Source organism: Sphingomonas sp. (assembly GCF_017304615.1).
GTDB lineage: Bacteria > Pseudomonadota > Alphaproteobacteria > Sphingomonadales > Sphingomonadaceae > Sphingomonas.
This window is the reverse complement of the sequence record NZ_JAFKLZ010000002.1, coordinates 754,996-776,873: the sequence shown is the minus strand read 5'-3', so window position 1 is coordinate 776,873 and position 21,878 is coordinate 754,996. Positions and strand designations below refer to the sequence as shown.

Annotated in this window: 26 protein-coding genes and 1 tRNA gene; 10 read left to right on the top strand and 17 right to left on the bottom strand. The window is 66.3% G+C overall.

Features of this window, described 5'->3' with window-relative positions; genetic code table 11:
- Nucleotides 1–10: 10 nt before the first annotated feature.
- The 8 genes from J0J06_RS12070 to J0J06_RS12035 form a co-directional block, all read right to left on the bottom strand.
- Complete coding sequence (locus J0J06_RS12070; protein ID WP_294042236.1) at nucleotides 11–478, bottom strand: disulfide bond formation protein B; 468 nt, start codon at nucleotides 476–478, stop codon at nucleotides 11–13.
- Nucleotides 479–485: 7 nt separating this feature from the next.
- On the bottom strand, nucleotides 486–1,808 hold the full coding sequence (locus J0J06_RS12065; protein ID WP_294042235.1) for a S41 family peptidase: 1,323 nt from the start codon (nucleotides 1,806–1,808) through the stop codon (nucleotides 486–488).
- A 42-nt stretch (nucleotides 1,809–1,850) separates the two neighbouring features.
- The gene (locus J0J06_RS12060; RefSeq protein WP_294042233.1) at nucleotides 1,851–3,050 is read right to left on the bottom strand and encodes a peptidoglycan DD-metalloendopeptidase family protein; all 1,200 of its coding nucleotides are present in this window, start codon (nucleotides 3,048–3,050) and stop codon (nucleotides 1,851–1,853) included.
- A 3-nt stretch (nucleotides 3,051–3,053) separates the two neighbouring features.
- Nucleotides 3,054–3,476 (bottom strand): 23S rRNA (pseudouridine(1915)-N(3))-methyltransferase RlmH, encoded by a 423-nt coding sequence (locus tag J0J06_RS12055; RefSeq protein ID WP_294042231.1) that lies wholly within the window; start codon nucleotides 3,474–3,476, stop codon nucleotides 3,054–3,056.
- Nucleotides 3,477–3,480: 4 nt separating this feature from the next.
- The gene (gene rsfS, locus J0J06_RS12050) at nucleotides 3,481–3,798 is read right to left on the bottom strand and encodes a ribosome silencing factor (RefSeq protein ID WP_294042504.1); all 318 of its coding nucleotides are present in this window, start codon (nucleotides 3,796–3,798) and stop codon (nucleotides 3,481–3,483) included.
- A gap of 77 nt (nucleotides 3,799–3,875) precedes the next feature.
- Nucleotides 3,876–4,499, bottom strand: a complete 624-nt coding sequence (locus tag J0J06_RS12045) for a nicotinate-nucleotide adenylyltransferase (RefSeq protein ID WP_294042503.1) — start codon at nucleotides 4,497–4,499, stop codon at nucleotides 3,876–3,878.
- Between the two features lie 7 nt (nucleotides 4,500–4,506).
- Complete coding sequence (locus J0J06_RS12040; RefSeq protein WP_294042229.1) at nucleotides 4,507–5,547, bottom strand: aldo/keto reductase; 1,041 nt, start codon at nucleotides 5,545–5,547, stop codon at nucleotides 4,507–4,509.
- 87 nt (nucleotides 5,548–5,634) lie between these two features.
- Nucleotides 5,635–6,909 (bottom strand): glutamate-5-semialdehyde dehydrogenase, encoded by a 1,275-nt coding sequence (locus tag J0J06_RS12035; RefSeq protein ID WP_294042228.1) that lies wholly within the window; start codon nucleotides 6,907–6,909, stop codon nucleotides 5,635–5,637.
- Between the two features lie 77 nt (nucleotides 6,910–6,986).
- Here J0J06_RS12035 and J0J06_RS12030 point away from each other — a divergent pair, with 77 nt between their 5' ends.
- Nucleotides 6,987–8,075, top strand: coding sequence for a DUF3667 domain-containing protein (locus tag J0J06_RS12030; protein ID WP_294042226.1), 1,089 nt, complete (start codon nucleotides 6,987–6,989; stop codon nucleotides 8,073–8,075).
- Nucleotides 8,076–8,080: 5 nt separating this feature from the next.
- Here the strand turns inward: J0J06_RS12030 and hisN are convergent, their stop codons facing one another.
- Nucleotides 8,081–8,869 carry a histidinol-phosphatase gene (gene hisN, locus J0J06_RS12025; RefSeq protein ID WP_294042224.1) on the bottom strand — a complete coding sequence of 263 codons (789 nt, stop codon included), beginning with the start codon at nucleotides 8,867–8,869 and terminating at the stop codon, nucleotides 8,081–8,083.
- Nucleotides 8,870–8,937: 68 nt separating this feature from the next.
- Here hisN and J0J06_RS12020 point away from each other — a divergent pair, with 68 nt between their 5' ends.
- The gene (locus J0J06_RS12020; RefSeq protein WP_294042222.1) at nucleotides 8,938–9,483 is read left to right on the top strand and encodes a peroxiredoxin; all 546 of its coding nucleotides are present in this window, start codon (nucleotides 8,938–8,940) and stop codon (nucleotides 9,481–9,483) included.
- Nucleotides 9,484–9,643: 160 nt separating this feature from the next.
- On the top strand, nucleotides 9,644–10,678 hold the full coding sequence (locus tag J0J06_RS12015) for a GGDEF domain-containing protein (protein WP_294042220.1): 1,035 nt from the start codon (nucleotides 9,644–9,646) through the stop codon (nucleotides 10,676–10,678).
- 273 nt (nucleotides 10,679–10,951) lie between these two features.
- Here the strand turns inward: J0J06_RS12015 and J0J06_RS12010 are convergent, their stop codons facing one another.
- Nucleotides 10,952–11,854 carry an alpha/beta hydrolase-fold protein gene (locus J0J06_RS12010; RefSeq protein ID WP_294042219.1) on the bottom strand — a complete coding sequence of 301 codons (903 nt, stop codon included), beginning with the start codon at nucleotides 11,852–11,854 and terminating at the stop codon, nucleotides 10,952–10,954.
- Between the two features lie 8 nt (nucleotides 11,855–11,862).
- On the opposite strand from J0J06_RS12010, the gene ung reads away from it, so the two are divergent.
- On the top strand, nucleotides 11,863–12,561 hold the full coding sequence (ung, locus tag J0J06_RS12005; protein WP_294042217.1) for a uracil-DNA glycosylase: 699 nt from the start codon (nucleotides 11,863–11,865) through the stop codon (nucleotides 12,559–12,561).
- Here the strand turns inward: ung and J0J06_RS12000 are convergent.
- Entirely contained in the window at nucleotides 12,550–13,119 is a 570-nt protein-coding gene (locus J0J06_RS12000; protein WP_294042215.1) for a 2'-5' RNA ligase family protein, read from the bottom strand. The two genes, ung and J0J06_RS12000, sit on opposite strands and share 12 nt — an antisense overlap.
- Before the next feature lie 30 nt (nucleotides 13,120–13,149).
- Here J0J06_RS12000 and J0J06_RS11995 point away from each other — a divergent pair, with 30 nt between their 5' ends.
- The gene (locus tag J0J06_RS11995) at nucleotides 13,150–13,575 is read left to right on the top strand and encodes a VOC family protein (RefSeq protein WP_294042213.1); all 426 of its coding nucleotides are present in this window, start codon (nucleotides 13,150–13,152) and stop codon (nucleotides 13,573–13,575) included.
- A 62-nt stretch (nucleotides 13,576–13,637) separates the two neighbouring features.
- Entirely contained in the window at nucleotides 13,638–13,952 is a 315-nt protein-coding gene (locus tag J0J06_RS11990) for a hypothetical protein (protein WP_294042211.1), read from the top strand.
- A 45-nt stretch (nucleotides 13,953–13,997) separates the two neighbouring features.
- On the opposite strand, the gene J0J06_RS11985 is transcribed toward J0J06_RS11990, so the two are convergent.
- Entirely contained in the window at nucleotides 13,998–14,483 is a 486-nt protein-coding gene (locus J0J06_RS11985) for a hypothetical protein (protein WP_294042209.1), read from the bottom strand.
- Nucleotides 14,484–14,635: 152 nt separating this feature from the next.
- Between J0J06_RS11985 and J0J06_RS11980 the strand changes: the two genes are divergently transcribed.
- Nucleotides 14,636–15,397: a hypothetical protein gene (locus J0J06_RS11980; RefSeq protein ID WP_294042207.1), complete on the top strand. Its 762-nt coding sequence runs from the start codon at nucleotides 14,636–14,638 to the stop codon at nucleotides 15,395–15,397.
- A gap of 102 nt (nucleotides 15,398–15,499) precedes the next feature.
- Nucleotides 15,500–16,444, top strand: coding sequence for a cation diffusion facilitator family transporter (locus J0J06_RS11975; RefSeq protein WP_294042205.1), 945 nt, complete (start codon nucleotides 15,500–15,502; stop codon nucleotides 16,442–16,444).
- A 171-nt stretch (nucleotides 16,445–16,615) separates the two neighbouring features.
- Here the strand turns inward: J0J06_RS11975 and J0J06_RS11970 are convergent, their stop codons facing one another.
- From J0J06_RS11970 to folK, 4 genes are all read right to left on the bottom strand, one after another.
- Nucleotides 16,616–18,772 (bottom strand): TonB-dependent receptor, encoded by a 2,157-nt coding sequence (locus J0J06_RS11970; protein WP_294042203.1) that lies wholly within the window; start codon nucleotides 18,770–18,772, stop codon nucleotides 16,616–16,618.
- 82 nt (nucleotides 18,773–18,854) lie between these two features.
- Nucleotides 18,855–19,265, bottom strand: a complete 411-nt coding sequence (locus J0J06_RS11965) for a hypothetical protein (RefSeq protein ID WP_294042201.1) — start codon at nucleotides 19,263–19,265, stop codon at nucleotides 18,855–18,857.
- Nucleotides 19,266–19,305: 40 nt separating this feature from the next.
- Nucleotides 19,306–19,381, bottom strand: a tRNA-Lys gene (locus J0J06_RS11960).
- Nucleotides 19,372–19,887 (bottom strand): 2-amino-4-hydroxy-6-hydroxymethyldihydropteridine diphosphokinase, encoded by a 516-nt coding sequence (gene folK, locus J0J06_RS11955; RefSeq protein ID WP_294042199.1) that lies wholly within the window; start codon nucleotides 19,885–19,887, stop codon nucleotides 19,372–19,374. Before folK ends, J0J06_RS11960 begins: the two co-directional genes overlap by 10 nt.
- 26 nt (nucleotides 19,888–19,913) lie before the next feature.
- On the opposite strand from folK, the gene J0J06_RS11950 reads away from it, so the two are divergent.
- Nucleotides 19,914–20,570, top strand: coding sequence for a uracil-DNA glycosylase (locus tag J0J06_RS11950; RefSeq protein ID WP_294042197.1), 657 nt, complete (start codon nucleotides 19,914–19,916; stop codon nucleotides 20,568–20,570).
- On the opposite strand, the gene aguB is transcribed toward J0J06_RS11950, so the two are convergent.
- Nucleotides 20,567–21,418 (bottom strand): N-carbamoylputrescine amidase, encoded by an 852-nt coding sequence (gene aguB / locus J0J06_RS11945; protein ID WP_294042195.1) that lies wholly within the window; start codon nucleotides 21,416–21,418, stop codon nucleotides 20,567–20,569. The two genes, J0J06_RS11950 and aguB, sit on opposite strands and share 4 nt — an antisense overlap.
- A 67-nt stretch (nucleotides 21,419–21,485) precedes the next feature.
- Between aguB and J0J06_RS11940 the strand changes: the two genes are divergently transcribed.
- Nucleotides 21,486–21,878 carry a low affinity iron permease family protein gene (locus J0J06_RS11940; RefSeq protein ID WP_294042193.1) on the top strand — a complete coding sequence of 131 codons (393 nt, stop codon included), beginning with the start codon at nucleotides 21,486–21,488 and terminating at the stop codon, nucleotides 21,876–21,878.

Sequence of the window (21,878 nt, the reverse complement as noted above, 5' to 3'; positions counted from 1 at the left end):
CGCCAGCCGCTCACCGCGCGCGGTCCCGGCGGAGCAGCATGGCGAAGATCGTCAGCGCGCCGCCCAGCGAGATGATCGCGTTGAACCCGGCGAGCGAGATGCCGAACAGGGTCCATTGCGCCTGATCGCAGCGCACGATCGGCGCCTTCATCAGATCGTCGATCGTGACCGGGCCGCTGATCGTCTTGGTGCAGGCGGTAAAACCGTGCCACCAATGATATTCGACCCCGGCGTGCGCGACGCCGATCGCGCCGCTGACTGCGATGGCGAGCGCGGCGAGTGTCACCAGCAGCCGCGTCGGCAATGCGGGGACGAAGGCGAGCAGCGCGATCACCACCGCCGCGTAATGCGGCCAGCGCTGCCAATGGCACATCTCGCACGGGTACAGCCCGCCGAACAGTTGCGACCCCCACGCCCCCGCGAGCAATCCAGCGGGTATCAGGAGCGCGAGTGCGCGGGCCTTGGAAAGGTTGGTCATACGGTCCTCAGCGCTTCACCGGCCCCGGCGCGCGCGCCAGCCGCCCGATCGTCTGCAGCGCGTAATAGAGCTGGAAATCGGTGATGCCGCGCTTTTTCAGTTCGTCAGGCGTCGCCGAGAATCGCGGATCGGTCTTGGTGTCTTCCTCCAGGATGACGTTGTCGGCCTTGACCTCGTTGACCAGGTGTTTGCGCAAGTCGGCCTCGCGGAACACCGGCCGGGTCTTGTAATCGGGGTCGGAAATCTGCGGCACGGCGATGTCGGGGCGGATGCCGCCTTCCTGCACCGAGCGGCCCGACGGGGTGAAATACCGCGCCGTGGTGAGGCGCAGCGCACTGTCGCTGCTGAGCTGCAGCAGGGTCTGCACCGATCCCTTGCCGAACGAGCGGTCGCCCATGATCAGCGCGCGGTGGTGATCCTGCAACGCGCCCGCGACGATCTCCGACGCGCTGGCGGTGCCGGAATTGATCAGCACGATCACCGGCGCGCCGTTGGTCATGTCGCCGGGCTTGGCATAATACCGCTCGATGTCGTCCTTCTCGCGCCCGCGCTGGCTGACGATCTCGCCCGACGACAGGAACACGTCGCTGACCTCGATCGCCTGGCTCAACAACCCTCCGCCATTGTCGCGCAGATCGACGACATAGCCGAGCGGCTTGCGGCCCAGCGCTTTCTCGATGCCATAGACCGCGGCGCGCACATCGGCCCCGGTATTCTCGCTGAACGTGTTGATGTTGATATAGCCGATGCCGTCTTTGACTTCCCACTTGACGGGTTTCTGGACGATGACCTCGCGGACCAGCGAGACTTCGATCGGTTTGTCGCGGCCGGGACGGACGATGGTCAGCGTGATCTTGGTGCCGGGCGTGCCGCGCATCGACGTGATCGCTTCGTCCAGCGTCTCGCCGAAGATGAACTTGCCGTCGATATGGGTGATGAAATCGCCCGACTTGATCCCGGCGCGGAATGCGGGCGTATCCTCCTGCGGCGCGATCACCTTCACCGCGCCATCCTGCATCGTGACGGTGAGGCCGAGCCCGCCATAATTGCCGGTCGTCAGGATCTGCATGTTCTGGAAATCGACCGCGTCGACATAGCTCGAATGCGGGTCGAGGCTGGCGAGCATGCCGTCGATCGCGCCGCGGATCAGCTTCTTGTCGTCGACCTTGTCGACGTAGGATGCCTTGATCCGGTTGAACACGGTCATGAACGTCTCGAGCTCATGATAGGTGTCGCTATCGGCGGCGGCCGACGCCGACGTGGCGACGGGAACGAGCGCGACCGCGCCGGCGATCGCGGTCGCCTGAAGCCAGGAAAATGCACGAGCCATGGTGGGTGAAGGGGTCCGATCGGATGGAGTGTCGAATACCGTTTAGCCGGTCAGCGCGACAGGGTCCACCGCGCGGCCCTTGCGGCGCAGTTCGACGGTGATGCGGCGGTCGTCGCCGGGTTGCGCTGTGCCGATCCGCGCGCCCTGCCCCACCGGATCGTTGAGCTTGACCGCCATCGTGCCGAGGCCGGAAATCAATGTCGTCCAGCCGCCGCGATGGTCGATGATGACAACGTTACCGTAACCCCGGAACGGCCCGGCATAGACCACCTTGCCCGCGGCGGGCGCGATGACCTCGGCCTCGCTCGCGACCGCGAAGGTCAGGCCGCGCGATGTGACGCCGGCGTCGGATATTTCGCCGAACCCGGTGACGAGCTTGCCCGCGACGGGCAGCTTCCACGGCGCCGAGGCGGTCGACCAGGACAGCGCGAGCGGCGGCAAGTCGCCGGGCTGCGCCCGGCGCAGCGACGGCCCGGGCAGCTTCGCCAGCGTCGCCGCGGTGGTCGCCGCGTCGGTCGTCGTCCGCATCTGGTCGACCAGGTCGCGCGCGCGTTCGCCCAGACCGATCGCGCGGTCGCTTTCCACCAGCGCGCCGCGCGACAGGTTCTGCGACTTGAGCCGGTGCTCGGCCTCGAGCCTGGCGAGCGCGACGCGGTTGGCCTCGAACCGCCGCCGGCTGTCGCTGAGGCTTTGCGCCGCGAGCAGGGCGTCGGCGCGCAAGCGGCGATTGCGGTCGAGGTCGCCGCGCAGACCGGCGGTGCGCGCCTGAACCAGCGGCAACGTACTACCCAGCACCGCGCGGACATGGACGAGGTCGGCGACCGATCCCGGCTGCATCACCGCGACCGAGCTGGGCCGCATCGCGAGCGAACAGAGCGCAGCGACGAGCCGCGCGATCGGTCCCTGCTGCACCGCGAGCTTCTGCTGCTGGTCGCTCAGCAAGCGGTCGACGAGCGCGATCCGCGCGGTCGCGGCGACAATGTCGGCCTGCGCCTGCTGCACCTTGGCGGCGAGCGCCTGTTCCTCGGCCAGCGCCTTGGCCGCCTGGTCGCGCTCATTGCTGGCGGCGGCGTCGAGCTTTGCCGCGCGATCGGCGGCGGCGGCGGATTGCGCGCGCGCCTCGACCAGACGGCGCTGCTGGTCGGCGACATCGGAAGCCTGTCCGTCCTGGGCATTCCCCTGGCTCGCGAGCAGCGCCACCGCGAACGGGGCGAGGGCGACGGGGATCAGAGCGAACCGCATGCTCTATCCTTCGCGGTGATAGGGGTGATTGGCAAGGATCGACGATGCGCGCCACAATTGCTCGGCCAGCATCGCCCGCGCCAGCATGTGCGGCCAGGTCAGCCGCCCGAACGACACCAGCCAGTCGGCCGCGGCGCGCTCGTCGTCGCCGAACCCGTCCGCCGCGCCGATGAGGAAGCGCACTTCGCGCACCCCGTCGTCGCGCCACTTACCGAGCCGGTCGGCGAACGCCACCGACCCCGGCGTGTCGCCGGTCTCGTCAAGCATCACGATCTTCGTCTGGGGGTCAAGCGCCGGCATCTTTCCGCCGGTATCGGGCAATTCGGTTACGCGCGTCGGCCACGACACGCGCTTCAGGTAACGATCGACCAATTCCGCCTCGGGACTGCGCCCTACGCGCCCCCGTGCCACGATGTGGAGCAGCAACGCCCTAGTGGGCTAAGGGCGTGGGCGCATCGCCGAACGCCCACATCCGCTCGAGATTGTAGAAGCTGCGGACCTCGGGACGGAACAGGTGGACGATCACGTCGCCCGCGTCGATCAGCACCCAGTCGGCGGTCGGCAGCCCCTCGATCCGCGCGGACCGGCCGGTCTCGGCCTTGATCCGTTCGGCGAGCTTCTGCGCCATCGACGCGACCTGACGCGTCGATCGGCCGCTGGCGATGACCATGTGATCGGCGATCGACGACTTGCCGGCGAGCGGGATCGAGATCGTGTCGACCGCCTGATCGTCGTCGAGGCTCGTCATGACAAGCTGGTGCAGCGCCTCGACGCTTTCGGCATCGGACGAGCGGTACGCATGAGGAGATGTGGCCAAGTCGGTTCCTATTGAGTGGGTGGATCGGCGCTGTCGGCGCCGGGGGCACGCCGCGCAAAACGGCGATGCCAGTTCGGGTCGGCCGCACGCAGCCGGGTAGCGGAGGTCGGATCAGGGCGAAAGCGCAGCAGCACGAGGGCCGGCAGTCTCCACGTCGTCCAGTTCTTCGCCTGGTGTGCGGGCCGGAAAAAGCGCCGCAACCAACCCATGGCGGGGACCGCCTGAGCGGCATGATCATAACCCGGACGCGCGATGACCGCAATCGGGATCGACTTCGCTATGTAGCGCCAGCCCTTCCACTGGTCGAAATTGAGCAGATTGTCCTCGCCCATCAGCCAGATGAAGTCGTGCCCGCGATACAGCCGCTGGACCTTCGCCAGCGTATCGACGGTGTAGCGCGTGCCAAGCCGTTGCTCGATCGCGGAGATGCGGATCGGCGCGTGCGCCGCCATCCGCCGCGCCGAGGCGAAGCGAACGTTGAACGGCGCCATGTCGGTCGCTTTGTCCTTGAGCGGATTGCCCGGCGACACCAGCCACCACACTTCGTCGAGCGCCAGCGCCTCGATCGCCGCCAGGCTGATCGCGCGGTGTCCGGAATGCGCCGGGTTGAACGACCCGCCGAGAAGACCGATGCGCGTGTCAGCCTCCCTGGCGCGATTGCTTGAGCTGGTCCGCTCGGACCGCGCTTTGATACCCGATCATCCACCCGGGATATTCGGCGGGGAGCGCGCTCACCGCGTCGAGCGTCGCCAGCTCCTCGGCGGTCAGCAGGACGTCCACCGACGCCAGATTGTCGGCGAGCTGGTCGGGCCGCTTCGCCCCGACGATGACGCTGGTCACGTGCTTCTGATGGAGCAGCCAAGCGAGCGCGATCGTCGCGATCGACACGCCGTGCGCATCGGCAATCGGCGCCATCGCCTCGATCACCTTGTCGCCGCGGGCTTGATCGACCGGCGGGAAATCGAACTTGGCCCGCCGCCCCTGAGCATCCGTGCCGTCGCGATACTTACCCGACAGATAGCCGCCGGCCAGCGGGCTCCACACCATCAGGCCGAGCCCTTCGGACCGCATCATCGGCACCAGCTCGCGTTCCAGGTCGCGCCCCGCGATCGTGTAATAGGCCTGCAGCGACTGGAACCGCGCCAGCCCGCGATGCTCCGCTACGCCGAGCGCCTTCTGGATTTGCCACGCCGCCCAGTTCGACACGCCGACATAGCGGACATGACCCTGCCGGACGAGGTCGTCGAGCGCGCGGACGGTTTCCTCGACCGGGGTCGCCGGGTCCCAGCCGTGGATCTGGTAGAGGTCGATATGATCGGTGCCGAGCCGTTTCAGGCTGGCTTTGACTTGGTCCATGATGTGGCCGCGAGTCGCGCCGCGGTCATTGGGTCCGTCGCCCATCGACCCCATCACCTTGGTCGCGAGCACGATGTCCTCGCGCTTCAGGCCGAGGTTGCGGATCGCCTGGCCGGTAATCTCCTCCGACTGGCCTTCCGAATAGACGTTGGCGGTGTCGAGGAAATTGACCCCGGCATCGACCGCGGCCTTGACCAGCGCGTCGGCCTCGGCCTGGCCCAGCCCGGCTATCTCGGCGAACCGGCCGCCGCTGCCGAAGGTCATCGTGCCTAGGCAAAGTTCCGAAACGAACAGGCCGGTGCGGCCAAGCTGGTTATAGCGCATGCGACAATTCCCTGGAAAGCAGCCCCCGCCGCCGCGCGCGATATGGGGTCGGGCGAAGGGGCGGCAATGGCGACGGCGAAAGAATCGTCAGGGCCTCACCTGCCCGGCGCCGCGGCCGATCCACTTGTAGGTCGTCAGCCCTTCGAGCGCGACCGGGCCGCGCGCATGGAGCCGGCCCGTGGCGATGCCGATTTCCGCGCCCAGCCCGAACTCGCCGCCGTCGGCGAACTGAGTCGACGCGTTCCACAGCACGATCGCGCTGTCGACCTCGCGCAGGAAACGCTCGGCAGCGGCGGCATCTTTCGCGACGATCGCGTCGGTGTGGTGCGATCCATGCGCGGCGACGTGCGACAGCGCGCCGTCGAGCCCGTCGACCACGCGCACGCTGGCGATCGCCTCCAGATACTCGGTGTCCCAGTCGGCATCTTTGGCCGGGACGAGCGCGGGTTCGATCGCGCGCGCGGCCTCGTCGCCGCGCACTTCGCACCCCGATGCGGCAAGTGCGGCGATCAGATCGGCGGCATGGGCATAGTCGCGATCGATCAGCAACGTCTCCATCGCGCCGCAAATGCCGGTGCGGCGCATCTTGGCGTTGACGACGATCTTTTCGGCCATCGCCGGATCGGCGGAGGCGTGAACGAAGACGTGGTTGATCCCGTCGAGGTGCGCGAGCACGGGAACGCGCGCCTCGGCCTGGACGCGCGCGACCAGCCCCTTGCCGCCGCGCGGCACGACCATGTCGATCACGCCCTCGCCCGCCAGCATCGCGCCGACCGCCGCGCGGTCGGTGATGGGGACGAGTTGCACCGCGTCGGCGGGCAGCCCGGCATCGCTCAGCCCTTTGACCAAAGCAGCGTGGATCGCGCGGTTGCTTTCGACCGCCTCCGATCCGCCGCGCAGGATCACCGCATTGCCCGACCCGATGCACAAAGCGGCGGCGTCGGCGGTGACGTTGGGGCGGCTTTCGTAGATGATCCCGATCACCCCGATCGGCACGCGGACGCGCGACAAGTGGATGCCGTTGGCGGGCACGGTCTCATCGACGATCTCGCCGACCGGATCGTTGAGCGTCGCGATCGTCGCGACCCCGTCGGCCATCGCGGCGATTCGGTCCGGCGTGAGCTTCAGCCGGTCGAGCATTGCCGGCGACAGCCCGGCATCGGCGGCGTTCGCCATGTCGATCCGGTTGGCCGACAGGATGTCCGCCTCCGCCGCGCGGATCGCTTTCGCCATAGCGGCCAGCGCGAGCTGCTTGTCGGCGGTGCTCAGGCGGGCGAGTTCGCCCGCTGCAACGCGCGCATGCCGCCCCAGCGCCGCGACCAGCGCAACGGGATCAAGCTCGACATCGACTATCGTCGCCATAAGAGAGCGCGATACCATGGAGTGTTGCGCAGCCAAAACGGTATCGCCTTTAGCTGCCCCAATGCTATCCATCGCGCATGACAGGGGGAATCGAGGTGGCCGGCGACATTGCGACCGGCGCATTGCTGGGTCGCGCGGTCGAGCCGAAGGCGGGCGAGCATGGCCTTGACGCCGCGCACGGCGTCTGCCTCAATTGCGGCACCGCGCTGATCGGCGAGTTTTGCCACGCCTGCGGCCAGAACGGGCACGTCCACAAGACGCTGAGCTCGATCGGGCACGACTTGCTTCACGGCGTATTCCATTTCGAGGGCAAGGTGTGGCGCACCGTCCCTATGCTCGTCACGCATCCGGGCAGCCTCACGCGGCGCTACATCGACGGCGAACGCGCGCGGTTCGTATCGCCGCTCGCGCTCTTCCTGTTCTTCGTCTTCCTGATGTTCGCGGCGATCCATTCGATGGGCGGCAACGAGTTCAACCTCGACAGTGGCCCGCAGACCAAAGCCGAGAAACTCGCGCGGATCGATGGCGAGATCGGCGGCGTGCAGGCGAAACTGGCGCGCGCGCAAGCGCGGATCGCGACAGGCAAGGGTGATGAAGACACGCAGGACGACATCACCGGCTACAAGACGACCCTCACCGCGTTGCAAGCGGCTCGTGGCGCGGTCGCGGCGGCACCGGGCGACGCGGCATCAGAGAGCAAGCGAGACGAGGCGGTCGAGAAGGTCGTCAGCGGCTGGCCCGCGCTCGACAAGGGCATCAAGAAGGCGAACAAGAACCCAGAGCTCGCGCTCTACAAGCTCCAAAGCTCGGCCTATAAATACAGCTGGGCGCTGATCCCGATCTCCGTGCCGTTCGTGGCGTTGCTGTTCCTATGGCGGCGCAAGTACAAACTCTACGACCACGCCATTTTCGTCACCTACTCGCTGTCGTTCATGATGCTGCTGGTGACGGTGGTGAGCTTGCTGGTGATGATCGACGCGCCGGGCTGGACCTATGGCTTGCTGATCGCTTTCGGGCCGCCGGTGCATATCTTCGCGCAGTTGCGCGGCGCCTATTCGCTGCGCTGGTTCTCGGCGCTGTGGCGGACGATTGCGCTGCTGGTTTTCGCGAACATCACCTTGACCCTGTTCTTCACGCTGCTGCTCGGCCTAGGCCTGATGGAGTGACGCGCTCAGTGGCCGCGACAGGCCAGCGCCTCCAGAACATCGTCGATCCGCGCAGGGTCGCCCGCGGCGATCACGTCGCCGGCGCTGTCGGCGGTCAGCGGCTCACCCGACCAGTCGCACATCATCCCGCCCGCGCCCTCGACTACCGGCACCAGCGCGGCGAAGTCGTGAAGCTTGAGGCCCGATTCGACGACCAGGTCGACATGCCCGCTCGCGACGAGGCCGTAATTGTAGCAGTCGCCGCCGAACACCATCCGTTTGTGCGCGCACTTGGCGGCGAGCGCCATGAAATGCTCCGCGTCGTGGTCGCTGAAATAATGCGGGCCAGTGGTGGCGAGCGTCGCGTTGGCCAGTTCGCGGCAGGCACGAGTCCGCACCGGCTTGCCCTTGAACAGGGTCGGCCGCCCCGCCGCGCCGATCCAGCGTTCGCCGCTGATCGGCTGATCGATCACGCCGATCACCGGCCAGCCGTCCTGCACCAAAGCGACCAGCGTGCCGAAGATCGGCCGCCCCGCGACGAAGCTGACCGTGCCATCGATCGGGTCGAGCACCCATTGCCGCCCGGTCGATCCCTCGGTGGCGCCGAATTCCTCCCCGACGATCCCGTCGCGCGGCGCTTCCGCGGCGAGCAGGGAGCGCATCGCCTGTTCGGCGGCGCGATCGGCGACGGTGACGGGGGATTGGTCCTCCTTTGTCTCGACGTCGACCGCCGCGCGGAAATGCGGCTGGATCGCCGCGCCCGCGGCGTCGGCCAGGGCGTGGGCGAGCGCAATGTCGGCATCGGTGATACGCATGTTTCCGCCCCTAGCGGCGCGCGCGGCGCGGGTCTAGAAAGCGCGGCGTTCCTTACAGGAGAGTCTCCATGCGCCTTCGCCTCCTTGCGCTTCCCCTCGTCCTCGCGGCCGTGCCCGCCGTCGCCGCCTTGTCGCCCGGCGCGGTCGCCCCCGATTTCACGACGCGCGGCGCGATCGACGGCAAGATCTTTCGCCTGACCCTGTCGCACCAGCTCAAGAAGGGGCCGGTCGTGCTGTATTTCTTCCCGGCGGCCTATACCGGCGGGTGCAACCAGGAAGCGCACGACTTCTCCGAAGCGGTGCCGCAGTTCCAGGCGGCGGGCGCGACGGTGATCGGCATGTCGACCGACACGGTCGATCGGCTCGCCAAGTTCAGCCAGGAAAAATGCGCCGGCAAGTTCGCGGTGGCGAGCGCCGGCCCGCGAGTCGTAAAGGCCTATGACGTCGATCTCGGCCGCATGATCCCCGACCCCGTCACCAAGAAGATGCGCCCGGCGACCAACCGCACCAGCTATGTCATCGCGCGCGACGGCAAGATCACCTTCGTCCATTCCGACCTGAGCGCCGCCGATCACGTCCGCCTGACGCTGGAGGCAGTCCGCGCCCTTAAATAAGCGCGCGTAAAGGCCGTTTCCCCATCCGATAAGGCCGGAAACGCATTATTAGCGGTTCTGTCGCTAAAGAGCGGGCCGGGGACAACGGGGAAGCGGATCCATAACGGTGGCCAGTGCGGCACAGAATAGACAGTCGTTCGGCCCGTCCGATCGCCTATACTTGGCGATCGGCGACTTTCTGTCCGATCACCGGCTGAGCGTCGATCCCATCAACTACACCTTCGCGCATCGGGTGTTGAGCAACCCGAAGGGGCCGCTCGCCGCCAATGTCGCGCGGATCACCGATGGCGGCGTGCGGCTGACGTCGCGCGACATCGAGGAAATGGGACACCAGGCGGGCGCGCCGGCCGCGACTGCGCCAAATGGCCCTGCCGAGGCAGAGAGCCCGCCGGGCGAATCGCCCAACGCGATGATGCAGGCGCTGGTCGCGCGCACCCAGATGCAGGTGGAGGATTTCGCCGACACCGTCGCCACGATGCGCGCCGAGACTCAAGTGTTCGGCCGCGACCTGCTCGCCGGCGCGAACGCCATCCGCGCCGCGAGCGGTGCGGCGGTGGACGACATCACGCAACTGGCGAACGCGATGCTCGACCGAGTCCAGGCCGCCGAGGAACGCCTCGCCGCCGCGACCGTCGAGGCGGAGGCGCTACGCCGCGAACTCGAAACCGCGCGTGATGACGCGCGTCGCGATCCGTTGACCGGTCTCGCCAACCGGCGCGCGTTTGAGGATGCGTTCTCCGTCGCCGCCGACAGCGGCGCACCGATCTGCGTCGGCCTGTGCGACATCGACCATTTCAAGTCGGTCAACGACCGTTTCGGCCACGCCGTCGGCGACCGCGTACTCAAGGTTATCGCCGAAGCGCTCCGCGAAGCGTGCGGCCAGCACCTCGTCGCGCGCTATGGCGGAGAGGAATTCGCCATCTTGTTTACCGGCGTTTCGGTCGAGGAGGCCGTTGCGACGCTCGATGGCGCGCGCGGCACGGTCGCGGCCAAGAAATACCGGCTGCGCGAAACCGACGCGCCACTCGGCTCGGTGACTTTCTCGGGCGGGGTAAGCGAACACGAATTCGGCGAAGTGATGGGATCGGCGATGGGCCGTGCCGACCGTTTGCTCTACACCGCGAAGGATGCCGGCCGCAACGTCATCAAGGGTGATAGCGATGGCAATATTTCCCAACTACCGGCGCGAAATTAGCGCATGGGTTGGCGAATGACGCCATCCTCTGCTTGTTTTAAATTATATTCCTTCATATATCAGTATCTTAGAAAACTGGCACACTCCCTGCAATGCTGTTGACATCGGTCGCCGGATCAACCGGCGATCGCAACATCGAAGGGAGTTTTATCATGTCGGTTCGTTTCTATTCCGCCCAGAGCGTCTTCTCGGTCGTCAGCGCGCTGCTCTGCTCGGCGGTGTTGATCAACGTCGCCACCTCGCTCTTCCCGATCGCCTGATCGGGAAGAGGCTTCACCTCCCGCCGAGCAGGAAGGTGAGCGGAATGTCCACGCGAGCGGCCCAGGCGCGCTCGCTATGCTCCGCGCCGGCAAATGCCCGGCTGACCCAGCGGCCGCCCCGGTTTCCGGCGGCCGCGTCGATCCGGGACTGGTACGGCGCGATGCTGCCATCATTGGTCCCGGTGCCATAGTCGAAATAGAGCCGCCCATTCGGCAGATGCGCTTCGAACCAGCGTTCGGTGAAGCCGTCGCCGATCGGCCACGCGGTCGACAGGCACGCCGCCGCGCCGAATATTGTCGGGTAGCGCGCCAGTGCGTAGGCGGAAATCAGCCCGCCCATGCTCGACCCCATCAGCATCGTGTCGCGCGGACCGCGCAGCGTGCGATACTGTTGGTCGATCAGCGGTTTGAGTTCGGTGACTAGGAAGCGGAGATAGGCGTCGCCCGCGATCTTCGCGCGTTCGACCGGCAACGTCTTGAACAAGTCCGTCGCCTTGGGATCGCCCGGCGTCACCACAGGCGGCACCGCGGCCTGCGGCATATATTCGCCGATCCGGTTGTCGTTGCTCCACACCGCGACAAGGATCGAGGCACGCGCCTTTCGCTCGGCGATCAGTTTCGCCAGCGCGCGGTGCACCGCCCAGCTCTTGCCCGACCAGGGCGACGGGTCGTCGTACACATTCTGCCCGTCGTGCAGGTAGATTACCGGATAGCGCCGCTTCGACCGGGCATAATCGGGCGGCAGCCAGACCTGCACGGTGCGCGCGGGCACGAATTTGGACGTCGCGGTGAATTTGGGTTGCAGCCCGTCCGCCGGATCGGCGGCGGCTAAGGCTGGCGTGGCGATAAGCGCAAGGAGCGCGGCGAGCAGGCGGATCATGCCGTGCATTGACAGCGCACCGGCTGCTGCGGTCAAGCTTCGCAATGGCCGACCCCAAGCTGCACCCGAGCTGGCTCGAACCGCTGCGCGGCGAATTCGCCGATCCGTACATGACGGCGCTGCGTCAATTCCTCGTCGCAGAGAAGGCGGCGGGCAAGCGCATCTTCCCGCGCGGATCGAACTGGTTCCGCGCGCTCGACCTGACTCCGCTCGACCAGGTCCGCGTCGTCATCCTCGGCCAGGATCCCTATCATGGCGAGGGGCAGGCGCACGGCCTGTGCTTCTCGGTCCGTCCCGGCACGCGCACGCCGCCGAGCCTGGTCAACATCTACAAGGAAATGGAGACCGATCTCGGCATCCCGCCCGCGCGGCACGGCTTCCTCGAACATTGGGCCGAACAGGGCGTGCTGCTCCTGAACGCGGTGCTGACGGTGCAGATGGGGATGGCCGCCTCGCATCAGGGTCGCGGCTGGGAACGCTTCACCGACGCCGTGATCCGCCTGGTCAACGCGCGCGAAAAACCTGTCGTGTTCATCCTGTGGGGCAGCCACGCGCAGAAGAAGGCGGCGTTCGTCGATTCTACCGAACGCGGCGGCCGCCACCTCGTCCTGCGCTCGCCCCATCCCTCGCCGCTGTCGGCGCATAACGGCTTTTTCGGCAGCAAGCCGTTCTCGAAAGCCAATGCCTTTCTGATCGCGCAAGACGAGAAGCCGATCGACTGGGCGCTGCCGTCACTGGAATAAAGGTAACTCCGGCGCGAGCGGCCAGCGCTCGATGATCTCATGCCGCGTCTCACCGACGAACGAGTGGATCAGGACGAGTTCATCGACATGCCACACGATCGGCACGATCGACCGCACGAACGGTCTATCGTCGCGATAGCCCAGCGTCACGTGCGGACTGAACGTCCAGCCGTCGCGCACAGTCAGCCCGGCATCCCTAACGGCCCCGTCTATAGCACGTTGCAGCAACTTCAGACCGGTCGACCTCGCGCCAGGCCGTAAGGCGACCGACCGCATCGTCCCGACCACGCGATCAAGCGACAGGTCGAACCCCGGCATGTCGAGTCCGTCACCGATCGCGACCAGCGTATCGGCCAATGCTGCCGGAAAACCACTATGGTCATCGAAAATTTCCATCGTGACATGGAGATGTTCGTTCCGCACCGCGCGGCCCGGACAATATCGGCGCCGCGCCTCTTCGATCGCGGGAATGGCGGCAAGCGTGGGCTTGATGGCGAAGAACAGGCGATGGAGCGTTTGAACGAGCATGACATCCTCCGAATCGGTCGGTGTGTTCATGTTATGTTCCAATTACACAGGAGTCGAATCATGCCTGATGATGAAGCCCGCGGTGCTTTCCATCACATCGATCTAAGCGTGACCGACGTTGCCGCGTCAAAGCGAGTCTATGGCCCTGTGCTCGAATTTCTCGGTTATACCCAGGTGCGCAATACCGCCGAAGTGTGTGAATGGGACCTTCGCGATCGCGAGCCGTTCGGCGCGTCGCTCGGCATCCGCGCGGCCAAAAAACCCGGCACGCATGACGGCTATGCGCCGGGCCTCCAACACCTCGCCTGGCGTGCGACGAGCCGCGACGAGGTCGACCGGTTGCACGCCCTGCTGCTCGACTACGGCATCACCGTGCTCGACCCGCCGGCGCATTACCCGCAATATTCGGGCGACTATTATGCCGTGTTCTTCGCCGACCCCGACGGCATCCGGCTCGAACTGGTCCATGCGCCTGGCTGGATCTGAACGAAGGACCGCCCGGCTTCGCCCGTTGATGCTTCCCTGAGGACCATCAAAGGAGAAGTGACGTGCGTAACAAGTTCATTTTCGCCGGTATCGCCGGCCTCAGCGCGCTGGCGCTGGCGACGCCCGCCGATGCGCGGATCAACCAGCGGCAATCCCGCCAGCAGACGCGCATCGCGAACGGCTTGAACAGCGGCGCGCTGACCCCGCGCGAAGGCGCCCGGCTCGAACGCCGCGAAGGGCGGATCGACGCGTACGAAGCACGCAGCCGCGCCGATGGCGGCGGGTTGAGCATGCGCGAGCGCTACCGGCTGGGACGGATGCAGAACCGCACCAGCCGCGCCATCTATCGCCAGAAGAACGACGCGCAGACGCAGTGAGGCGCGAGCGGGAGCAGCCCCAGCCGGCCCCGCTCCCGCCCGCCGCTAGGCGGCCCGCTTCACCGCGCGCCAGCCGATATAGATGAACAGCAGCAGCCCGATCCCCTGCGCCGCGCCAAACGCCGGCTCGGTGCCGGTCGGCGCGAACTGGTTGAGCACCGGTATCTTCTGGAATGACTGGACGATCAGCACGAACACGTTGAACCATTGCGCGATCGTCGCCGTGATCGTGTAGATCGGTTTCCAGACGCCCTCGCGCTTTGCACCGTAGAGCGCGTAAAGCGCGATCGCGAGCACTACCAGTGAGATCGCCCCGACGATGTGCGGCGGACCGATCATCGTGGAATGAAAGAAGAATCCCGTAACGCTGGTCAGGATCGTGAAGATCAGGAACACGCCGTTCCAGCCGCGCAGGAAGCGACCGGCGACGAGTCCGCCGAGAAAAACCAGCCCCGCCAGAATGCCGATCAGGCTGATCGCGACGTGCAGCGTCGTAAAGGCCGGCACCGACATGCCCAGGATGGTATCCATTGCATTTCCCCCTTCGTTCTGATCGCCCAGACCTTACTCCCCGCACGTCGGCGTAGCGAGTCGATTCAAAAGCGAAACGATCGGGCCGCTTCAGGCAATTTTTACACGTTGCTGCCAGGACCGATGCCGACCGGCTGGCATAGGACACCACGATGAAGCAATTTGTCCGACCGATCCTGACGCTCGCCGCGTCGCTCATCGCCGCAGCGTCGCAACCCGCCGCTGCCGATGACGGCCGTCGTCACGTGATGACGCCGCTACAGAAGATCGATCTCGTCCGCGATTTGCCCGACATCCCTGCGTTCGAACGCGACGGCCAGTATTTCGATCTCGGCTATATCTACCCGATCCGCACCGTGAACGGCGCAAGCGTCGCGACGACCGGCGGCGAGGCCGGATATGTACTCTATCACGACGACAAATACCTGCGGGCCGACGCCACGATCATGGCCGACCTCCGTTACGTGCTCGGCGACGACCCGACCCAAGGATATACCCCGCCGACGCCCGCAAGCGCGACGCGGACGAGCGCAGCGGCGGATCCGTGGAGTGCAGACGGCAATACCGGTGGGGACCGCGGCGAACCGATCGCCGCCCCGCCAGCGCGCGGGCGGCGGTCGAGCGGGATGGGCTGGATCGCCTTCGTCTTCGCGATCGTCCTCCTGTCGGCAATCCGCTGGGGCCGCAACATGTTGATCCGGGGCGTGTTCGATCTGGCGTCGCACGGCAACCGGCGCTCGTCGTCGCCCTATTCCGACTATCCGCACGACACTATGGTCAACGAACCGTTCGATTCGCGCGTAGCGGCACGGCTGGCGGAGTTACACAGTGATGTGGCTCCGACGCAGCGAGTCCGTGAATCAGCGGCACCCCTTACGCCCACCACGCGCGGGTTCGGTCGCAAGGGCGTCTAGCCGCCCATCGATCATCGCTGGGACGGGATGGCCTTGCCGTCCCGCGTTGGGGAGACTCGGCAACGGTCTGGCCAAGCGCCGCCGCTTTGCTATGGCGACAATATGAAGGCGGAAAACAATCGCGTGCTGATCGTCGCGCTGGCGGCGAACGTCGGGATCGCCATCGCCAAGTTCGTCGCGGCGGCAATCACCGGATCGTCGGCGATGCTGACCGAGGGCGTCCACAGCCTGGTCGATTCGACCAACCAGTTGCTGCTGATGTACGGCCAGAAACGCGCCGCCAAACCTGCCGATGCCGAGCACCCCGCCGGATACGGTCGCGAGCTGTATTTCTGGAGCTTCGTCGTCGCGCTGCTGGTGTTCGCACTCGGCGCAGGCGTGTCGGTCTATGAAGGCGTCATCCATTTCCTCGAGCCCGAGCCTGCCGTCTCGCCGCTGATCGCCTATGGCGTGCTGCTGATCGCTTTTTTGCTCGAGGGCGGATCGACCTTCGCGGCGTTCAAGGAATTCAACGCTGCGCGTGGTGGGAAGTCTTGGTGGCGGGCGCTCGTATCGACCAAGGACGCAACGACGGTCATCGTGCTGCTCGAAAACGGCGCGGCGATGGCGGGTATCCTGATCGCGGCGCTCGGTCTGGCGATCAGCCAGGCGACCGGCAATCCGAGGTTCGACGGCATCGCTTCGGTACTCATCGGCCTACTGCTCGGTGTGGTGGCGATCTTCCTCGCGCGCGAGGCGAAGGGGCTGCTGATCGGCGAGGCGGCAGACCCCCAACTGATCGACGGCATCCGCCGCGCGGTATCGCGCCAGGGCGTTACAGGCATCGGCGAGATCATGACGATCCACAACGCGCCCGACCAGATCGTCGCCGCGGTCAATGTCGATTTCGACAACCGCCTGAGCGCCGGCGATGTCGAGCGGATCGTCGACGCGATCGAACGCGATCTGCAGGCCACCTTCCCGGCGATCTACCGCATTTACGTCCGCCCGCACGAAGATGCCGGCCTCAAGTTCGGCGAGAATCGGGGATTGCTTCCCGGCGCCTAGCGGATTCCGCTGCCCGACCCCTCGCTCAGCGTGATGGCCCGTTTCGGCGCGCGCATCGGATTGGCCTGGCCCTCGCCCACCTAACGCCCCCTCCCGCGACGCGCACGCCATAGGAGGAGTGGCGAGTCCAACCGCCACATCCGTGTACGGCTCGGTGACGGGCGCGTTCGACTACAGCGCCACCTTCAGCGTCACCCGGATGTCGCGGCCCGCGAGCGGCGCGAAATCCTTGAGCACGCTCGACGCGCGCCGGGCATCGACGTCGAAGATGTTGTTGGCCGACAGCGTCAAACTGGTCTTGTTGCTCGACCAGGGCGCTATGTTGATGCTGGCGTTGACCATTGTGTAGCCCGATGTCGGCGTTTCAAACGCCGCGATGCGGTTCTGGTCGAACACATGTTCGACCTCGATCCGGCCGGACAACCGGTCGCTCTGCGCTTCGATCCCGCCCAGCAACCGCAACGGCGGAATGCGCGGCACCGGACCGACATTGACGATATTGGCGTGGACATAATCGGCGACGCCGTCGGCGTTGATCGCGAACGCCCCGATCGTCGCCAGTTTCAGCGACGCGTCGACCTCGAACCCGTAATAGCGGGCGTTGGCCTGGGTATAGACGAAGCACGGCAGGTCGACCGTGCGGCCCGACGGCGCGGCGGCCGCCTCGCACGTCGCTTGCGGCGCCTGTGCGTCGTAAATGTAGTTGGAGAAGGTGTTGTAATAGGCCGAGGCGTCGATGCTGTAGCCCGGCCCGTGGCCGTGCAGCGTCGCTTCGAATCCCCAGCTCTTCTCCAGCTTGAAATTCGGATTGCCGAGTTCGTAGGCCTGGGTGCCGGCGTGCGGGCCGTTGGCGAACAGTTCCTCGTCCGACGGCGCGCGTTCGGTGCGCGAGACGTTGAGGCCGATCCGCCAGTCATCGGAAAGCCCGTAGGACGCGCCCGCCGAGGCGGACACAGAGCTGAAGCTGCGCGATCCGCGGAAGAATCGCAGATCGTCGGTCAGCGTGCGCGCGGTCAGGTTGGTCTGTTCGTAGCGCGCCCCGGCTTCCGCCTTGAACCGGCCGAATTCGAACTGCTGGAGCGTGAACAAGCCGACCTGTTCGGTATTGTTGCGCGGCAGGAAGGCTTCGTCGCCGACCACGTTGAAATCGCGGTTGAAGAATTGGACGCCCGACGCGCCGCTCCATCCGCCCCGCGTCGATTGCAGCAGTTCGAGCCGCGCCTCGATCCCCTTGTTGTAGAAAGCGGTGCCGATCGAATTGTCCTCCTCCAGCTCGAAATGGCGATACTGCGCCGCCGCCGCGCGGAGGCGGATCGACTTGAGGAAACCCGTCGCGTTGACCTCCGCCCGCAGATCGAGCCGGTTCTGGACAAGGTCGAGCCGCGGCGCTTCCTGTTCGTCGCCGGGGTTGAGCGCGTAGCGGATCGGGATGCCGTAGAGGCTGTCATAGTGGCTGTAGGCGACCCCGAGCGAGCCGCCGTCGGTGATCAGGGCCAGACCGGCACCGGCGGTCCAAGTTTTCGCCGCGCTGTTGGGCAAGGTGCCCTTCAGCCGCGCGGTCGCGGCGAAATCGATCGGGTCGTTCGGCGCTGCCAGCGCGGCGGCATTGGCTTGCGCCCGCGCGATCGGCGACAGGACATAGCCGCCGATCTTGAGGTCGTCGGTCTGGAGATACGACCCGTCGACGTGGAAAACGACGTTCTTCGTCAACGCGACGTCGCCAGCGAGTCCTCCCGACCGCTCGTTCGACGCCGAGCCGTAGGTCGCGATGCCGTTCAGGCGATAGCCCTTGTCGGGCACCGTGCGCGGGATGCGTGAATCGATGACGTTGACGACTCCGCCGACCGCGCTCGATCCGTAGAGCAAGGCGGCGGGACCGCGCAGCACCTCGACCCGGTCGGCGAGCAACGGATCGATTACCACCGCATGGTCGGCCGAGGTGTTCGACACGTCGACCGCGCCGATCCCGTCGCTCAGCACGCGAACGCGATCGCCTTGGAAGCCACGGAGGATCGGCTTCGACGCGTTGGGGCCGAACGAGCTGGCCGACACGCCCGGCAACTTCGCCAGCGTCTCGCCGATCGTCGGTTTGAGATCGCGCGTGAGTTCCTTGTCGCTGAGCACCGAGGTGCCCGACAGCACGTCCTTTTCGCCGCGCGCGATCACGCCGGTGACGATGATGTCCTTGCCGGTATCGGTCTGGCCGTCGGTGGGCGTGTCCGCGGGGGCGGGGGCCGAAGTCGGCGCCGTGACGGGGTCGTTGCTGGCGTGCGCCAGCGTGGGGATGAGCGCCGCGGCGGCAGCGCCGATCAACAAAGTCGTTCGCATGAATAGTCCAATCTTCACAAACCCGGGAAGGATCGACGGGGCCGCCGTCGATCGCGTGGCGGCCGCAGCCGCCTGTTGTCCGTCAGGCCGTGAGAATTGGAGGAGCGCGGCTTCGCCACGCGTGCGACGACGCGCCGAACGACAGCGTCGTCAGAATTGGCGTCGCATATCGATAGGTCGCCTCGACCGGCGCGGCGATCGCGACGGACCCGCCAAGCAGATAGGCGCCGAACAGCGCCCGTTCCTCGCACAGCGGGCAGGCCGGCGTGGTGGGCGTATCCTTCTTGTTATCGGCCGCGGCTGCGCTGGCGAGCGTCGATGCGGACGCGACCCAAATGCGGTCTGCGCCGATATGGCGATGCGTCTGAGTGACGAAACCCTGGAACAGCACAGCGACGACGAGACACAGCAGCGTCAGCCGGCGAGCGGCAGACACGAAGGGCTTAAGCGGCAAGGCGGACGATAGCGTCACGGGGGCGGGAGTATGATACATTGTCTCTAACGACAAGCCCTACGACGCCGGATGAGGCCGCTGGTGGGTCCGCCGGGATTCGAACCCGGGACCTCTCGATTAAAAGTCGCTTGCTCTACCGACTGAGCTACGGACCCCGACCAGCGCCGCGCGGCGTAGGCGCAGGCAGCCGCCGGGTCAACCGCGCGAGCATCTGGCGCACCGTGAAACCGGTCAGCGGGTCGCGCCATTCAGGAGCGATTCGCGCCAGCGGATCGAGCACGAACCGGCGCTGGCGAAAGGCGGCATGCGGAATCGTCAGCCGGTCGTCGGCCCATACCCCGCCCGACCACAGGATGATGTCGAGATCGATCACGCGTTCGCCCCAGCGGCGGCCGGGACGTCGGCCGAAATCGGCCTCGATGCGCTTCAACCGCCCAAGCAGATCCACCGGCGGCTCGTCGCTTTCGATCACCGCCACGGCATTGGCGAAGCGGCGCGACGACGGGCCCAGCGGCGGCGCCGCGATCAGCGGCGATACCGCAACCACGCCGCCGATCGCCGCGATCGCCGCGCGTACCTCATCGGTCGGACCGCCGTGACGGCCACGCCGGTTCGACCCGAGGGCGATGACATAAGACGAGGAAGCGGGGCTGGACGTCATGACGTCACCGCGCCTACCCGAGCGACGTGGATTTTGCACCCAGCCCCTTGCCCGCGGCCGAGCCACCGCACGATTGCCCGCTTTGCCCCCGGCTCGTGGCGTTTCGCGAGGATCTGCGCATCGAGCACCCCGACTGGTGGAACGCCCCGGTGCCGGCGTTCGGCGACCCCGATGCCTGGCTGTGCATCATCGGCCTCGCGCCCGGCAAGCACGGCGCCAACCGCACCGGACGGCCGTTCACCGGGGATTATGCCGGCGATCTGCTGTTCGCGACGCTCGCCAAATTCGGGTTCACGCGCGGCGCGTATGATGCGCGGCCCGACGACGGACTGACGCTGGACGGCGTCATCATCTGCAATTCGGTGAAGTGCCTGCCGCCCGCGAACAAGCCGACGCCCGCCGAAATCCATACCTGTCGTCCGTTCCTGCAAGGCCAGGTCGACGTGCTGCCGCGCGCCCGCATCTTCATCGCGCTCGGCCAGATCGCCCACCAGTCGGCGGTGAAGGTGTTCGGCGGCAAGCTCCCCAAGGCGCGCTTCGTCCACCTTGGTGAACATCGCATGTCCGACGGCCGAATGCTGATCGATAGCTATCACTGCTCGCGTTACAACACGAATACCGGCCGGCTGACTGCGCAGATGTTCGAAAGCGTCTTCGAACGGGCGCTGAAACTGCGAAGCTAGCGGTCCTCCACCAACCGTCCGTAAAGTTCCGGCCGCCGATCGCGGAAGAAACCGAACGCCGCGCGGTGGCGCTTGACGCGGTCGAGGTCGATCGTCGCAGTGATGACGCCTTCTTCCTCGCGGCCCAGCTCCGCCAGGATGTCGCCGCGTTCGTCGCAAATGAAGCTCGTGCCGTAGAAGGTCTGGCCATGCTCGGTTCCGACGCGGTTGGCGGCGACGACCGGTACGACATTCGACACCGCATGCCCCACCATCGCGCGCCGCCAAAGGCGCGCGGTGTCGAGGCTGTCGTCGTGCGGCTCGCTGCCGATCGCGGTGGGATAGAACAGCACTTGAGCCCCCATCAGCATCATCGCGCGCGCTGTTTCGGGATACCATTGGTCCCAGCACACGCCGACGCCCAGCGTCGTGCGGTCGGGGCCGTCCCAAACCTTGAACCCGGTATTGCCGGGCCGGAAATAGAATTTTTCTTCGTAGCCCGGGCCATCGGGAATGTGACTTTTACGATAGACGCCGGCGACCTTGCCGTCCGGGTTCACCATGGCGAGGCTGTTATAGTGATGCGGGCCGTCGGCTTCGAAGAAGCTGGTCGGAATCCATACCTTCAGTTCGGCGGCGAGCGCCTGCATCGCGAGCACGGACGGATGCTCGGCGGTCGGCCTCGCATTGGCGAACAGCCCCTCGTCCTCGACCCGGCAGAAATATTCGCCCTCGAACAGTTCCGGCGGCAGGATCACCTGCGCACCCTTGCCATGCGCGTCGCGCACCATGCGGGACACGTTGGCGATGTTCGCCTCGACATTGTCGGAAAAGCCGAGCTGAAGCGCGGCGACGCTGATTTGGGTCATGGATCTCGCCATAGCGGGGAAGCGCCGAAAGTGGCAGTCCCCGCCGCAGGTTCAAGGGAGACGCGTGATGGAACGCATTTTTGAGGCGGTCGCGAGCAAGGTGGCGGGCTGGGCCGGGCGGCCGCCGGCGTTCATCATCGCGCTGACCATCATCATCGTCTGGGGCGTCACCGGCCCGATCTTTCGTTATTCCGACACGTGGCAATTGATCATCAACACCGGCACCACGATCGTCACGTTCCTGATGGTGTTCCTGATCCAGAATGCCCAGAATCGCGACGCGTCGGCGATACAGGCCAAGCTGGACGAATTGATCCGCGCGATCGAGGGGCCGCGAAACGAATTCGTCGGAATCGAGCACCTGACCCAGGACGAACTCGAAAGGATCAAGGCCACGTTGGAAAGCGAATGCGACGCCGGGACGCACGAGTCGGTCGAGCGGCTTCTCCGGCGGCTCTGA